At 36.0% G+C, this 14,128-nt stretch carries 15 protein-coding genes and 1 pseudogene; 2 read left to right on the forward strand and 14 right to left on the reverse strand.

Going from position 1 to position 14,128, the window contains the following annotated elements; all coding sequences use genetic code 11:
- Nucleotides 1-54 precede the first annotated feature (54 nt).
- The 11 genes from IW492_RS15380 to IW492_RS15430 all read right to left on the reverse strand — a co-directional run bounded on the left by IW492_RS15380 (nt 55) and on the right by IW492_RS15430 (nt 11,085).
- Entirely contained in the window at nt 55-666 is a 612-nt protein-coding gene (locus tag IW492_RS15380; RefSeq protein ID WP_202068717.1) for an MptD family putative ECF transporter S component, read from the reverse strand.
- 63 nt (nt 667-729) lie between these two features.
- Nucleotides 730-2,469 (reverse strand): ABC transporter ATP-binding protein, encoded by a 1,740-nt coding sequence (locus tag IW492_RS15385; protein ID WP_202068719.1) that lies wholly within the window; start codon nt 2,467-2,469, stop codon nt 730-732.
- Nucleotide 2,470: 1 nt separating this feature from the next.
- Entirely contained in the window at nt 2,471-4,219 is a 1,749-nt protein-coding gene (locus IW492_RS15390; protein WP_202068721.1) for an ABC transporter ATP-binding protein, read from the reverse strand.
- A gap of 193 nt (nt 4,220-4,412) precedes the next feature.
- On the reverse strand, nt 4,413-4,529 hold the full coding sequence (locus tag IW492_RS15395) for a putative metal homeostasis protein (RefSeq protein ID WP_202068722.1): 117 nt from the start codon (nt 4,527-4,529) through the stop codon (nt 4,413-4,415).
- Nucleotides 4,530-4,929: 400 nt separating this feature from the next.
- Nucleotides 4,930-5,199, reverse strand: a complete 270-nt coding sequence (gene rpsN, locus IW492_RS15400; protein WP_202068724.1) for a 30S ribosomal protein S14 — start codon at nt 5,197-5,199, stop codon at nt 4,930-4,932.
- A 12-nt stretch (nt 5,200-5,211) separates the two neighbouring features.
- Nucleotides 5,212-5,364 carry a 50S ribosomal protein L33 gene (gene rpmG, locus IW492_RS15405; RefSeq protein ID WP_202068725.1) on the reverse strand — a complete coding sequence of 51 codons (153 nt, stop codon included), beginning with the start codon at nt 5,362-5,364 and terminating at the stop codon, nt 5,212-5,214.
- A 154-nt stretch (nt 5,365-5,518) separates the two neighbouring features.
- Nucleotides 5,519-5,758: a hypothetical protein gene (locus tag IW492_RS15410; RefSeq protein WP_202068726.1), complete on the reverse strand. Its 240-nt coding sequence runs from the start codon at nt 5,756-5,758 to the stop codon at nt 5,519-5,521.
- Nucleotides 5,759-6,058: 300 nt separating this feature from the next.
- Complete coding sequence (locus tag IW492_RS15415; RefSeq protein ID WP_202068734.1) at nt 6,059-6,352, reverse strand: histidine phosphatase family protein; 294 nt, start codon at nt 6,350-6,352, stop codon at nt 6,059-6,061.
- Between the two features lie 513 nt (nt 6,353-6,865).
- Entirely contained in the window at nt 6,866-9,502 is a 2,637-nt protein-coding gene (locus IW492_RS15420; protein ID WP_202068727.1) for a BspA family leucine-rich repeat surface protein, read from the reverse strand.
- 386 nt (nt 9,503-9,888) lie between these two features.
- A complete protein-coding gene (locus IW492_RS15425; protein WP_202068728.1) occupies nt 9,889-10,722 on the reverse strand; it encodes an IS3 family transposase in 834 nt (277 codons plus the stop codon).
- Nucleotides 10,723-10,800: 78 nt separating this feature from the next.
- Nucleotides 10,801-11,085 carry a transposase gene (locus IW492_RS15430; RefSeq protein WP_202068729.1) on the reverse strand — a complete coding sequence of 95 codons (285 nt, stop codon included), beginning with the start codon at nt 11,083-11,085 and terminating at the stop codon, nt 10,801-10,803.
- A gap of 511 nt (nt 11,086-11,596) precedes the next feature.
- On the opposite strand from IW492_RS15430, the gene IW492_RS15435 reads away from it, so the two are divergent.
- A complete protein-coding gene (locus IW492_RS15435) occupies nt 11,597-11,995 on the forward strand; it encodes a DDE-type integrase/transposase/recombinase (protein ID WP_202068730.1) in 399 nt (132 codons plus the stop codon).
- Between the two features lie 64 nt (nt 11,996-12,059).
- Nucleotides 12,060-12,194, forward strand: a pseudogene (locus IW492_RS18760) (IS3 family transposase); the annotation flags it as partial.
- A gap of 292 nt (nt 12,195-12,486) precedes the next feature.
- Here the strand turns inward: IW492_RS18760 and IW492_RS15445 are convergent.
- From IW492_RS15445 to sppA, 3 genes are all read right to left on the reverse strand, one after another.
- A complete protein-coding gene (locus IW492_RS15445) occupies nt 12,487-12,873 on the reverse strand; it encodes a DUF4064 domain-containing protein (RefSeq protein WP_202068731.1) in 387 nt (128 codons plus the stop codon).
- Nucleotides 12,870-13,391: an RDD family protein gene (locus IW492_RS15450; RefSeq protein ID WP_202068732.1), complete on the reverse strand. Its 522-nt coding sequence runs from the start codon at nt 13,389-13,391 to the stop codon at nt 12,870-12,872. Before IW492_RS15450 ends, IW492_RS15445 begins: the two co-directional genes overlap by 4 nt.
- A gap of 1 nt (nt 13,392) precedes the next feature.
- A partial coding sequence (gene sppA / locus IW492_RS15455; protein ID WP_236671951.1) for a signal peptide peptidase SppA occupies nt 13,393-14,128 on the reverse strand: 736 nt, incomplete at its 5' end.

Consider the following 14,128-nt stretch of genomic DNA (forward strand, 5'->3'; position numbering starts at 1 on the left):
ATTTCATGTTAGAGAGGAAGCAGCGCTTATTGCTTCCCATTACAAATCAAATACTTAATTTACAGGAGAAATAATCCCCGCTTTAATAAAATGCTTTCTTAATAAATGATAACCAAATAAACAGCCCAAGCTAATTGCCATAATTAGCGCCATAATAGAAATGAAAATCCAAAATGGTGTTATCATATATTTTGTATATGCCTCTAACAAAATTCCCTCAATTTGCATAGTAGAAAAGTAATAATCGGCAGAAATTGCCAATATAATGTAATTTGAAAAGCCGTAAAATAAATTATAAATAGTAAAAGCTGCAGTCTGGGCTGTCAATTTACGATATCCTTTAGTTTTTGCCAAAATAAATTCACCAATCAGTGCGCCGATTAATGTAAATGGCAGCACATAAATCGTTCCCATAATCGCATAAAATAAGCCGTTAACTGCACCAAAAATTAACAAAGTTCCTTTTTTCCCTACTTTAAAAGCTATTAATAAGTAAATCGGGCAGGTAAAAAACAGAACAAAGGCTGTTGCATAAGGATATAGCCATAAAAGAAAAGGAACCGTTACCATTGATAAAGTCATCACTATGACAAATTGTACTAAGGTATATAAGCCGATTGTTAAATAATCCTTTGAAGCAAGTGAAGCCGTAGTCTTCTTTTTCATTTGTATACATCTCCTTTATCATTAATAAGCAATCAAACTAGCTTTACTGCTTTTTGATATCAGCTAATTATTACTAAATTTCCAATTTGCGGCTTCATTCTGCATGTCTACCAGCCTATGGTAAAGCTCACACTGTTGATAAAGCTCATCATGTGTCCCCTGTGCTTTGACTGTCCCTTTGTCCAACACCACGATCCTATCGGCATTCATAATTGTTTTTAAGCGGTGTGCAATGACAACCACTGTTTTATCTTCTACCAGTTTTTTGATTGCCTGTTGAACGCCGGCTTCATTTTCTAAATCTAAAGCAGCTGTTGCTTCATCCAGCAGAATAATTTCTGATTGCTTTAAAAAAGCCCGTGCAATACTGACCCGCTGCTTTTCACCACCGGACAGCGTCGAACCGCCTTCCCCAACTAACGTATCATAGCCATCTGGCAGCTCGCTAATAAACTCATGACAATGCGCTTTTTTTGCAGCTTCCATCACTTCCTCAAAGCTGGCATGTTGATTTCCCACACAAATATTATTTAAAATAGTATCTTTAAAAAGATAAACATCTTGAAAAACCATTGATAAATGAGAATAAAGATTTTCCGGATCAATCATTTTTAAGTTTTTACCACCAATTTCAATGGCTCCTTCATTCACATCATAAAAACGAGCAAGCAATTTTACGATGGTTGATTTGCCGCTCCCAGAAGGACCTACCAAAGCAGTTAAGGTTTTTGGATGAATGTCTAAATCAATATTTTTCAGTACCGCCTCTTCCTTATAAGCAAAACCCACATTCTTAAATCGAATAGTGTAATCATCGCCCAGTTTTTCACTTCCTTCAACTTCCGGCTGATTGCGAATAGCCATGATTCGTTCGCCGCTGATCAATGCATAACGCATTTCAGTATAATTCATCATTAACGCTGTAAAGGGATCATAAATCCGACTAGCCACAACGATAAAAGCTAAAAAGATAGATTCTGTAATGTTTTTTTGTGCCAATAAATAAGAGCCCATAAAAACTAAAATTGGCAGCCCCATTCTAAGCAGCGAAATAGAAACCATCACAACTGGGCCCAGTACCCCTTCAAGCCGAATCGATTCTTTTCGCAGTGTATTAAATGCTTTTTGAATTCTGGTAAACTGTTCTCCACCTAAAGAGTAAGCTTTAATTTCCTTAATTCCCTGTAAATATTCCTGTAGTCTTGAAGCACTCTCAACCTTTGCTTGAATATGCTGGGCTCCCAGCTTATTCATTAGCATATTAGAACCTTTTATCACTAATAATGCAATGGGCAGCATAGCATATAAGCATATGGTCATTTTCCAGTCAATCAGACAAAGGGAAACAAAAGCAATCCCTAAAAGAATAAGTGCAGATACTGCTTGCGGAACAATATGAGAAACAGCCGTTTCCAATAGCGTGTAATCCCCCAGCATCATTGTTGTGAGATCTCCAGGATCTCGACTGTCTAGAAAGCCCAATGATAATTTACGCAGATGATTCGCCAGTTTTGTGCGACCTTTTTCCGAAACCTCATAAGCAGCAATATACTCTTTATCATACGTAACAGTGGATATAAGGAGTTGAAGTAAAAACCAAACAAAGCTGGCAAAAATCAAATAAAAATATAGTTTTGTATTTAACAACCGATTTTGCTGGTAGGCTTCAAATAATTCAGAAATCCCATAAAAAGCAATGATAGGAGGTATCAGTCTTACAGAGGATTCCAATGTTGCCCAAATAGTAGATTGAACTAAATTTTGGGGTTCTCCAGAAGTAATATTATAAATCATTTTTCGCATCTTACTTTACCTCCCAGTCCTTTGTTTCTTCATTAATAGTCCATAGCCTATAATATAAGGGATTAGTTGAAAGCAATTCTTGATGCGTCCCACTTGCCTGAATTTCCCCTTTATTACAAACAAGGATTTGATCCACATGTTGAATGGTCCATAAACGATGAGCAATAATCAACACTGTTTTCCCTTTGACCAGCTCATTAATTGCCTGTTGAATATATACTTCGTTTTCTGCATCCGCATAAGCTGTCGCCTCATCTAAAACAAGGATTGGCGCATTTTTTAAAAGAGCACGAGCAATGGAAATTCTCTGTGCCTCACCTTTAGATAAATAAACACCGTCTTCTCCAATCTTTGTTGCATAGCCATTAGGTAATTCTTGGATAAATTCATTACAGCGTGCCAGATGAGCCATATGCATAACCTCTTCTAAGCTAGCCTCCTTGTTTCCCATTCGAATATTTTCTTCAATGGTATCATTAAACAAGGTGACATCCTGAAAAACAAAAGAGACTTCATGCATCAATGTGTCAATGGTAACCTCACGGATATCCTTATTCCCAATTTTGATTGTACCTTCTGACGGCTCATAGAATCTCAAAAGCAGCTGTGCAATGGTACTTTTCCCTCCACCGGAAGGTCCTACCAGCGCATTCATTGTATTCGGCTTCAACTCAAAGCTAACTTGTTTCAAAATCTGGTTCCCTTCTGTATAAGCAAAGGAAACATTTTCAAAAGCAATAGTATTATTAAAAAATGTACCCTCTGTTTGGATTTCTTTTACAGGCGATTCAGCAAAAATTTCATCCACCCGCTTAACACCTTCATTTACATTGCTAAAAGTGGCAGCTGCATACATCAACTTCATGAAGGGCCCAGTAGTGCCCGAAGCTAAAATAATGAATAGCATGACAGTCAAAGCTAACGACTTATCCTGAGGGTTTTGACTGATTAAAAAAGCCCCAAAAGGCATTACGAATAAGACAACAGAGGATATTAATGTAGTAAACAGCACATAACCTGAGCGAAATTCTTGTGACCATCCCATTACTAAGGTTCGATAATCTTTGATACTTTGATGAAATCGTTTGAAGTTGTCCACAGACAACCCAAAAATTTTGACTGCCGGCATCGCCCGAACATATTCCACACCATTACTGTTCATCGCTTCTAATGCATCATGATATTCCTTCACCTTGTTTCCCTTCATACTTTGTCCCATAAGATAAGAATACATCCCAACTGCTAAAAAAAGCGGAATCAGGGAAATCAACCCTAAACGCCAATCTATCGTGATCATCAATCCAAGATAAATAAAGGGAAAAATTAAAGCAGAAACAATGTCTGGAATTTGATGAGCAATAAAAGACTCCATCTTCTCAACACACTGATCAATAATCTTCATTAATTGTCCACTGGATTTCTGATTGAAAAAACCCATAGAAAGCTTAGATAAGTGCTGCAAAATATCCATACGAATTTCATATAAAATATCAAAAGCCGCAATATGAGAACACATGGCAGAGGCATAAAGTAGAACCATTCCGGCTAAAACACTTCCCATTGATATCAAACTCCAATGAATAAGACTATTCGCCGAATAGTTTCCCAGCATCAATAATTCGATAATCTTATAAATACAATAAAATGGTATAAATTGTACCATGGTCGCCAATGTTGCTAAAATTCCCGAGATTGACAGCAATCCTTTTTTTTGTTTAATGTATCGGATTAAAACTGATTCGTTTTTCATTCATTTAACTCCTTTCATTTATTTTAACAAAATTTAATTGAGAATGATTCTCATTATCATTTAATCATGTTTAGTAAATATTTTCAAGGATTTTCCATATTTTCTTTCATTTGCATACTCCTTTGCCTGAATATCCAGGAGTAGTTAAAATGAATACTCCAACACAATAATTTGCATTGAAGTATCTACAGCGCTATCTTCTTAGTTTATTTCTTTTCGTCTCTTTAATAATTTTTAATGCTCGTTTACGCGTCTTGATATTCGGACTTTTTAATCGTCGATATGCACTCGATAAATCTGTTTTTTCCATATTTTCCTCCTTATGTGGAAGCTTAAATCCTTATATTTTGCTGATTTCTCAACTAATTTTTTTGAAAAGCCTATAAGTCTATAAACGTTTCCTCACTTAAATTCTGTCCAATGATGATCAGCTCATTCTTATTTTCTTTTGCTTCACAAGTCGTCATATTGGACTAAATAAGCTGATCCATGCCTTGAATGTCCATCTGAAATTCTTACCTGCTATTCGATTACTTTTTTTCTTTATACTATCCTTTCAAGGAGATAGGATGACTTTGCCTATTGTCTCTCAAAGTTTCGTCATAAGAAATTTCAGACTTTGAAACTTTAATAGGTACATCACGGCTTCTTTTTTTGGGAAATTTCCCTTGCTGATATAGGCATTAGCTATCTCTCCTAACTTTTCTATATTACCAACTGGCTTTTTTAACACCTGGAATTTTTCCTTGATGTGCCAATTGTCTAAAGTTGATTCTTGACATACCAAACTTACGCATATAAGCTCTTGGTCTTCCATCAATCCGGTCTCTTAACTTCATTCTATTGGGGTTCGAATCTCTCGGAAGCTTACGCAATGCTTCATAATCCCTCTTCTTTTTTAATTCATATCGCAATGCTGCATAGTGTTCTACTAAATACTTTTGCTTTTCATATTTTGCAACTTTTGATTTCTTAGCCAAGTTCCTTTTCCCTCATTTCTTGATTTCTCTAAAAATCGCTTTTCTTCTTAGCTTTTGAGAATATTTTTTCAACTCTAGTCTGCCAGGCGTATTTCGTTGATTTTTACTTGTGGAATACAAGCGTTCCCCTGTTTCAATACACTCTAAAATAATCGTTTGACGCATTTTCCTCCTCCTTTTCTTTTTAATAGTGAACCAATATTTCCTGAGCAAATTTCCACCCTATTAAGTTAACTGATAATAAGTGGACCAATGATCTGATTATTTCTATAGTTTCTCTTGTTTTTCACGCCCAAAATAAAGACGATAACCTCCTCTTCTATATCAGTGAGCGTGTGGTCGCTATATTGGATATATCTGAAAGCTCCTGTACATGGGATATATATCTTAAAAGTAATTCTGCCTCTGTTAAAACTATCATTTCTACTTCGCCTTCATCACCCATAATCTTTTTTGTAAGATCATAAACAGGATAAAAGCAAGTGACAATTTGCAGCTTTTCTTCTGAAGCATCCTCCTTGTTTGATGAACAAACACTGACCAAACCGACAACTACCAATAAACTAGAACCTAAAATGAGTTTTTTTCATTTGATTATCCCCCCATTAGGTTACGATTCATCTTTCTCAAATCGTAATCATTACGTTTTAAGCTATTGAATATTATCAAATGAACAACATTCTGTCAAGATTTTTAAAATAAAAAAAACTTCTACATCCTAAAATCAGACATAGAAGCTTTCAATAACTAGCTTATTCATTTTAACAAGAAGACAATCACTTTCGCGTTGTGCTATTGCTTCTACCATCCTCGATTTCACTGTAGGAAGATCTTCTGCCAGTCCAATTTCATCTGCCGATTAGATAGCTTCGTACATTCCTTCTAAGGTAAACTCTTCATCAACCAACACCTTTTCAGTATTCTTGTAATTTGTGGCAGCTTCCCACATGTTGTTATTTGTATCGTGTTCATAAGTACCAAAACAAATTTCACGCAATCTCTTATCTTCTGTATAGTTCAAATCATTTTGTCCATCATTATTTAGTAGAACTTCAGTCGTTTCTCTGGCACTACCTGAATCACTTGAATAAGCTGAAGCAAATTGGATATTTTCTTTCTCTAACCCTTTTCCAAGTTGTCCAGCTGCCTCAATACCTCATCAATCAAAGGGCTGTCCGACCAGACTTGTACACGCTCTGCTGTATTAAACATTGTTTTCCCATGAAGGGCTACATAGAGAACCACTTCCTGCGACTCAGTAAAGCTTGAGTTAGCCTAACTGGAGTCTTTGCCATTTTCAGTGCTGGCACAACCTGCAATAGAAAACAATAACATAATCATCATACTTAGCAGAAAGATTGATGCGGAAACTGTTTTTGGATGCATGAAGGCTTGTTTGGGTTTCACCCGTTATCATGTAGGAGGGATGGAGAAGGTTCGGAGAGAATCCGGGATTATCACTTTCGCTTTAAACATGATAAAATTAGCTGCCAGAGCACGGGGAAAAGATAAAGAAAAACGGTAATCGAAATCTTTCAACAGATTTTCGATTACCATTTTTCTTTTTTGATCATTTTAGGACTACTTTTGTCACAGTCCCATTTTCTTATTTAAAAGACTTATCCCATTTAACTTTTCCTTAATTTTAGCTAATTAAGCTATAAATCTAAATTTTTTCTCTTACATATTTTCCAGGCTGACTTCCATCATAATTCAAAATGAACTCTTTTGTCGTATCATATACAGATACTCCATCCGGTCCTAACCATTTCCCTGTATAAAATTCATCGACTATTTCATTTAAATTTATGGAAACTGTACTCAACTTCGAATTTGTACCAAGTATTAATTCTTCAATCCTATTGGAATGAAGAAACATAGCATCCATATTTTTCGCATTCCTTGTATCAAAGTTGCTCATATCTATTTTGGTTACTTTGGTCATTTCTCTAAACATATGAGACATATCTGTTACCTTATCAGTTTTAAAATTACTGACGTCTACTTGTTGCAATTCCTGCATTTCTCTGAACATGCTGTACATACTTGTTACTTTACCTGTTTCAAAATTACTCACATCCAGTTCAGAAAGCTTACGTGCATAGCTGAACATTGCAGCCATATTATTCACATTTTCTGTATTAAAATTGCTGACATCCAATTTTTTTAATTCATAGGTTCTGGCAAACATAGAACCCATATTTGTTACTTTACCAGTATCGAAATGACCTATATCCAACAGTTCAATCTTCTCAAGATAAGCAAACATGGCAAACATATCTCTTACATTACTTGTGTTGAAGTTGCTTACATCTAGACTTGTTAGATTCTTCATGCCATCAAACATTGCACCCATTGATAAAACACTACTTGTATCAAAATGACTCAAGTCTAATTCCGTTAAATTTGTTACGTTATTAAACATCGAGTCCATAAACTGAACTTTGCCAGTATTGAAGCTGCTAAGGTCTAATTCCGTTAAGCGGCTCATCCCCTTAAACATATTGCTCATAGTATAGACATTACTAGTGTCAAAATGGCTTAGATCTAATTTCTTCAATGAAGTGCAGCCACTAAACATAAACTTCATCATTACAACTTCAGAGGTATCCAAAAGCTCAATTCCTTCAATTGCCTCCAGATTAGATAGAGAAGAAAACATATAGCTGCTTCTGGAATTCAATTTTACCGGTGCTGTAAAAACAATCTTCTTAATTTTCAATCCACCTAATAATGAATGGTTTTCTATATCATCTCTGATGTAATGTTCAGAAAAATCTCCAACAGGAAATTCTCCGCCGCTAAAAGCCACTGTTTGACTATCTTTATCCCATACCCATGTAGTTGTACCAAAGGTCCCTTTTGGTTTCTCTGGTGTCACTGTTACAACACAAGAACTTTTTACTTTTCCTGATTTTGTTGAAGCTGTGATTATGGCAGTTCCTTCTTTCAGACCAGTTACTTCTCCTTGAGCATTCACAGATGCTATCGATTCATCACTTGTTGTCCAAATAACTGTTTTATCTGTCGCTTCTTCTGGAAGCACCGTAACAGTTAACGGAATGTCTTGATTTAGTTCTACTTCAAGAGCTTGAGGTAATTCTATTTTTTCTGCTTTAATTTCATAGTTATCTTCCAAACCAACAAATTTTGTTTCATACTCATGAGTATACTCTTTTCCATCTTTGAGTATTCCTCCAATCTTTACCTTATACAAAACATTTTTTTCAGCAGTAAAATCATTGTTGGGTCTAAAGATTACTGTATTATATCCATCATTCCCATACATATTCTCTCTGACAGTAGCTATTGTTAACTCTCCGCTGTTATCATCATTCTTCATTACAGTTAATTCATTCGTTTCTGTATTTTCAATTGTTACCTTTATATTTTCTGTTAGTCTATAGCCAAAAAGATTAAAATGAACTGTCCAGCGCATATTCTTCTCGTAATCCTGGCCCAGACGGTTTGCATAGGCTTCATCTGCATACGGGTTGTCAGTATTGTACAATTCATATGGAAATAAACCCTCAGCTGGCCAATAAGCAATTGTATCATTACTGTAACGACTGCTCATTGAAGTATAATTTTGAGTTGCATACACACTAGTGTAATACTTAATTCCTGATTCTGGATTTCCATTGGCTATCGCATACCCAAATCCAACACTCGTATTAGCGATTCCAAGCATATGGCTTCGATGCCCGGCATAGGTATTTGTATATCCAAAATCGGTCATAAACGCACGTGTATGATACTCAAGAGACACCTCTTTAAAATGAGAATGAATACTTGAACTATTTGTTGCCTGCTTTGCCTTTTCCCAAAAACTATCAGGCATATCTTCTGGTTTCTTCGAATCATCAAGTCCGTGTTTTTGCAATAGTGCCGCCGCCATCCCTACAGCCCCATATTGGGAAGTTTCAAAGTCAGACTGAGAATACGGAATCTCGGAAACTCCTGCCAGCTTACGCATGAAATTTAGATTTCTTGTAGCATTCTCTGTTGTCTGAACTTTGAAAGTCCCTAGTGTATAAACCCCATCCTGAAGAACTGGTAATTCAATAAATTTCTCTATTGAAACAGCATCATTTTGAATCTCACGGTATTCATCACGCATACTGATAATATTATTATACTCTTCTAATGACACAGGATATACATTTTCATTTGTTTGAGTCGAAACAGCAGATACAGCATTTTTATTCAAAACTGACTGTTGTTCTACCGCTTGAGCAGATACGGCTGATAATGTACTCAGTATCATTAAAGAGCTAATCCCCAAAAATAATTTTTTTTTCATTTTTCTCCCCACTTCTTTCTTATTTTAACCCCATTTATGACAACTACATGAAAACAATCTTAACGGCAAAAACACCTACCTTTCCAATATTTGTTGAATAAGCCTTACGCATATTAACCTATTTCAAAAATAATTATACAGTATAAATAGATAGAATAGTAGCAGGTATAGAATAATAATCATCCTAATTTTCATCATTCAAAATACACAATTTTTCTCCCAAGCCTGTAGCCAACTTTCACCACTTAGTTATTGCTCATGAAGGACTCAATCGAGTAGGAGGTGAGCGATTAGTTCACTCACCGACCTCTCAAACCACCATGCGTCAGACTGTATGGTCCTAAGTCAAGAATTGGGACAAGTTAAAATGAGAACGCCCTCTGCTTTTAGCTAATGAGTCGACATTTCCTTTTCTCGGCTTGTTCATACACCGTTTCAAATTCATTTGGGGACAGATAATTGCAATGGCTGGGGATTCGAACTGTATTGTAGAATGTTTCAATGTATTCAAAAATCATATGGTAGGCATGAGTGAAATTTTTGAGAGTAAAACGATTTAACCATTCCCGTTTAATCAGAGCATGAAAGGGCTCGATACACGCATTCTCCCATGGTGCAGCCTTGGCTAAGCAGCTCAGTTGTATATCAGCTGTGACGCGTTGGTATTCTTTGGAAATATACTGGCTCCCCCGGTCACTGCGTAAAACCAACGGCAGAAAAATGTGCCGACCTTTCTTGGCCTTTTTGACAGTATCCACCACGCAGGAAACCTCCAACGTATCCGTCACGTTCCAGGCAATGATTTTACGGGAAAACAAATCCATGACACTGGTTAGATAGACAAAGCCAGTCTCTGTCCAAACATACGTGATATCCGTACACCAAATCGCATTGGGACGCTCTGGGTTGAAGTCTTCTTCTAAAATAGTTTGAAGTTTACTAGAGAAATCAGTGGGTTTCGTTGTAACCATCCAAGGTTTGACCCACTGAGCCCGGATACCTTCCTGACGCATATAATTACCTACCGTGCGTTGCGCAATGATTTCTCCATCTTTGCGCAACTCTTTCGTAATCTTAGGAGCACCGTAGTTTTCTTTAGACGCGTGGTAGAGTATTCGAATTTTCTTCTTGACCTGTTCCTTGCGTTTTTGGCAGGCGGATGGCTGGGGATTCAACCAAGCATAGTAACCGGATCGGGAGACACCTAAGACTGCCAACATTCCAGAGATGGAGGGACGGCGCTCCTACTTTGATTCTGCCTCCATCTTAATCAGAAACGCTCTGATAAAGTGTCTCTGTCAGTTTCCCAGAATGTTGATGGCTTTTTTTAGGACATCCAGTACCTCTTCTGTATTCCGTAGCTGACATTTGAGACGGACATTTTCTTTGGCTAAATCCGAGCTGTAGTTGCCAGAATCTCTAGGGTGAATGACTCTGGATTCTCGTAGTTCTTTTTTCCAGCGGGAGAGGGTTTGGTAACTGACGCCCAGATTCTTGGCACATCCCTTCAACCCCAGATTTTTATGCTCCGAATAATACTGAACTGCAGCCAATTTAAACTGCTTATCATACGGCTTGACCATGATGAGTTCCTCCTTCTTTCTGGTACTTCAAGTGTACCATGCGGTCAGAGTATTCTCATTTTGCCTTGTCCTAACTCTATGCTAACATCAGGTGAAACAATATTCTGAAGTTAAAATCGATGACGATACGATCCTCACGGCTCGTCAGATTAAACAACTTCAGAAAAGAAATCTCCAATTGGAGGAAGAAAATCTAATCCTAAAAAAAAAAGCGATTGCCATATTCACGCCACACTCAACAAACGATTAAGCGCGATTCGTATCCTACGACATGAGCACTCTGTTGTCACTCTCTGCAGGGTTCTTAAAGTCAATCGCTCGACTTACTACAAACGCTTTTCTGGAAAAATAGCTCCTAGAATAGCAGAGAATCAATAATTAAGAACGATCATTTTAGAAATCTATACGACTTCTAAAAAACGAGTAGGTCCTGCAAAAGTAAGATGTATGCTTCTACGTGACTATGGTATTTCTATTAAGTATTGGTCGAGTCTATCGTTTAATGAGTACCATGAATTTACCTGAAATGTCTACAGTGAAACCTGTCTTTAAAACGACCAAAAGTCAGGTTTCTTTGAAGCGCCCAAACTATTTAAAACAAGCTTTTAATCCTCCAGCACCGAATCAAGTATGGACTAGTGACTTTTCTTATATTCCTATTTGGGAAAAATCTTTTGTTTACCTTTGCGTGATTCTAGATCTATTTTCCAGAAAAGTCATTGCTTGGACTGTCAGCAAAAAAATAGATACTGCTTTGGCTATTACAATAATAGAAAAAGCCATTCAAACTAGGAAGCTCAAGACTTCTGTTCTTTTTCACACAGATCAAGGTTCTCAGTATACTTCTTTTGAATTCAGACAATATTTAGAGGATCATTCTATTATTCAGTCATTATCTGGTTATCCTTGAGACAATGCTGTCACAGAAGCTTTTTTCAAATATATGAAAAAAGAGGAACTCAACAGAAGAGTTTTTTTCTTCTCTCAAAGAAGTACAACTGGCATACTTTGAGTACATCGAAGGATTCTATAACTCCCAACGCCCTCACGGCACCCTAAATATGCTTACACCAAATGAAATGGAGGACAAATACTTTGATTCTCACTAGGTATTTGCTCTTTTTGTGTCTACTTTATTGACATTTATCCATTTACAGTAGGCATCAAATTGGTGTTGTATAGAAATTTCATTAGAGTTTTGTTTCATAATAAATATGCTCCTTTTTCCCCTTTCCACTAATACAACGATCAGAGAGCGCCTATTTTTCGAAAAAACTAGAAAAAAAAAAAGACACGTAGTTTTTTTATCTACGTGTCTTCCATTGACTACAGGTTATCATTTCTCAAAACGTATTTAGCTTTTTATTGATTAATTCGTTTCATGTTGTCTACATTACCTAATTAAGACTTTCTTATTAGAAGCATCAATCCCGCAATAATACCTAAAACTCCAGGAATTACCCACAATAATGTTAAAAGAAAAAATGGAATAATAGATAAAATGAGTAAACTAATACCATAGACCCCTGTTTTTAGATTTTTTCTTATTAAAAAACCTATTATGAAAATAGTTATCGAAAAAACTAAGGCAATTCCTGCAAATAAAGCAACATTTCCACTTAGATTAACTAACATATCTATATCCTTACTGGTTAGTTCTGTAGTATTTAAAGTAGTTGAATCAATAGAAGATAGAAATATACCACCCAACAATGCTAAAAGACTACATAAAATCCCTGTTATTCCACTAATTAAAATCAAAATAAACTCTGCTTTTCTCTTATTCATTGAATTCCCTCCAAATTAAGCGTTTTAGAATTAGAAATTTTTTCTCCATAGTTAATAGCTTCTAATGAATGAATAATAACCACTGAAGTATTAGAAAAATAATCCCCAACATGTTGTTTCTTAGATGTGAACGCAGCCACCAAATACCCAATTTGAAATACAAAGTTTTTTAATATAAACCTGCATACACACTCACGAATAAAGACAGTTTGCCAACTTAGCTCTTTTTCTTCAAAGCTCACTACTCTTATCCCAAAAATCATCTTCCCAATTGTTTGTCCTGAATTCAGCTTAGTCAAAAGTACAAAATAGGTTAAATAAATGGCTACTGACGCTATACCATAAAAAGTAATAATAGATTTGTCAGATTCCAATCCCATGATTTTGTAAAAGAGACCTATAGTAGCATGGGTGATAATACTAATACAAATTAAATCAATAAGAAAAGCAAAAAATCGTAACCAAAATCCCGCAAATACATAGTTAGGTAAATTTTCAACACCACTCTTCTTATTCATTTTATAGCCCCCCATAGTAATACATTGGTTTTGGAGTATCAGAAAATCCAAGTTTTTCAAAAACTGAAATTACACGATCTGATGTAGTCGCCTTTAGTCCTTGCCATTCAGCAATCTTATTACCTAACCAAGAAGAAGCAAAGCCAGTTGTGTCATTTTTATATTCTATAACCGTCGCATCAGTTAATTTCTTTTCTTTTTTTAGAGCATCTAATGCATCTTCAGAGTAACCAATTTGATCCACCAACCCATTTTCTACTGCTTGGTTACCATCATAAATTCTTCCATCCGCAAGTTCTTTTACTGCATTCGTATCCATATTTCTTCCTTTTGCTACAACATTGACAAAGCGATTATAAGCACTCATCACAAATTCCTGTATAACTTTATTCTCTTCCTCTGAAGGTTTGTGTTGAGGTGACATCATATCTTTTAATGCACCGCTTTTGTACGTCGCATCAGTTACGCCAAGTTTTTCTAATAAGCCAGAATAATTTAAACCAGAGATAATGACACCAATTGATCCAGTTGTTGTTTCTTCCGTAGCAAATATTTTATCTGATCCAGCAGAAATGTAATAACCGCCACTTGCTGCTATATTTTTAAATACAGTATATATATAACCTGTAAAAGAATCGATGACATAGCGTAACTTGCCAGACGTGTTACACTTAAAGTAAAAACGAGGTGCCTGCCATGAAATATCATCGTTATTCTGCAGAACAAATTGCCGAAAT

Source organism: Enterococcus sp. BWB1-3 (assembly GCF_016745275.1).
In the GTDB taxonomy this organism is placed as follows: Bacteria; Bacillota; Bacilli; order Lactobacillales; family Enterococcaceae; genus Enterococcus_L.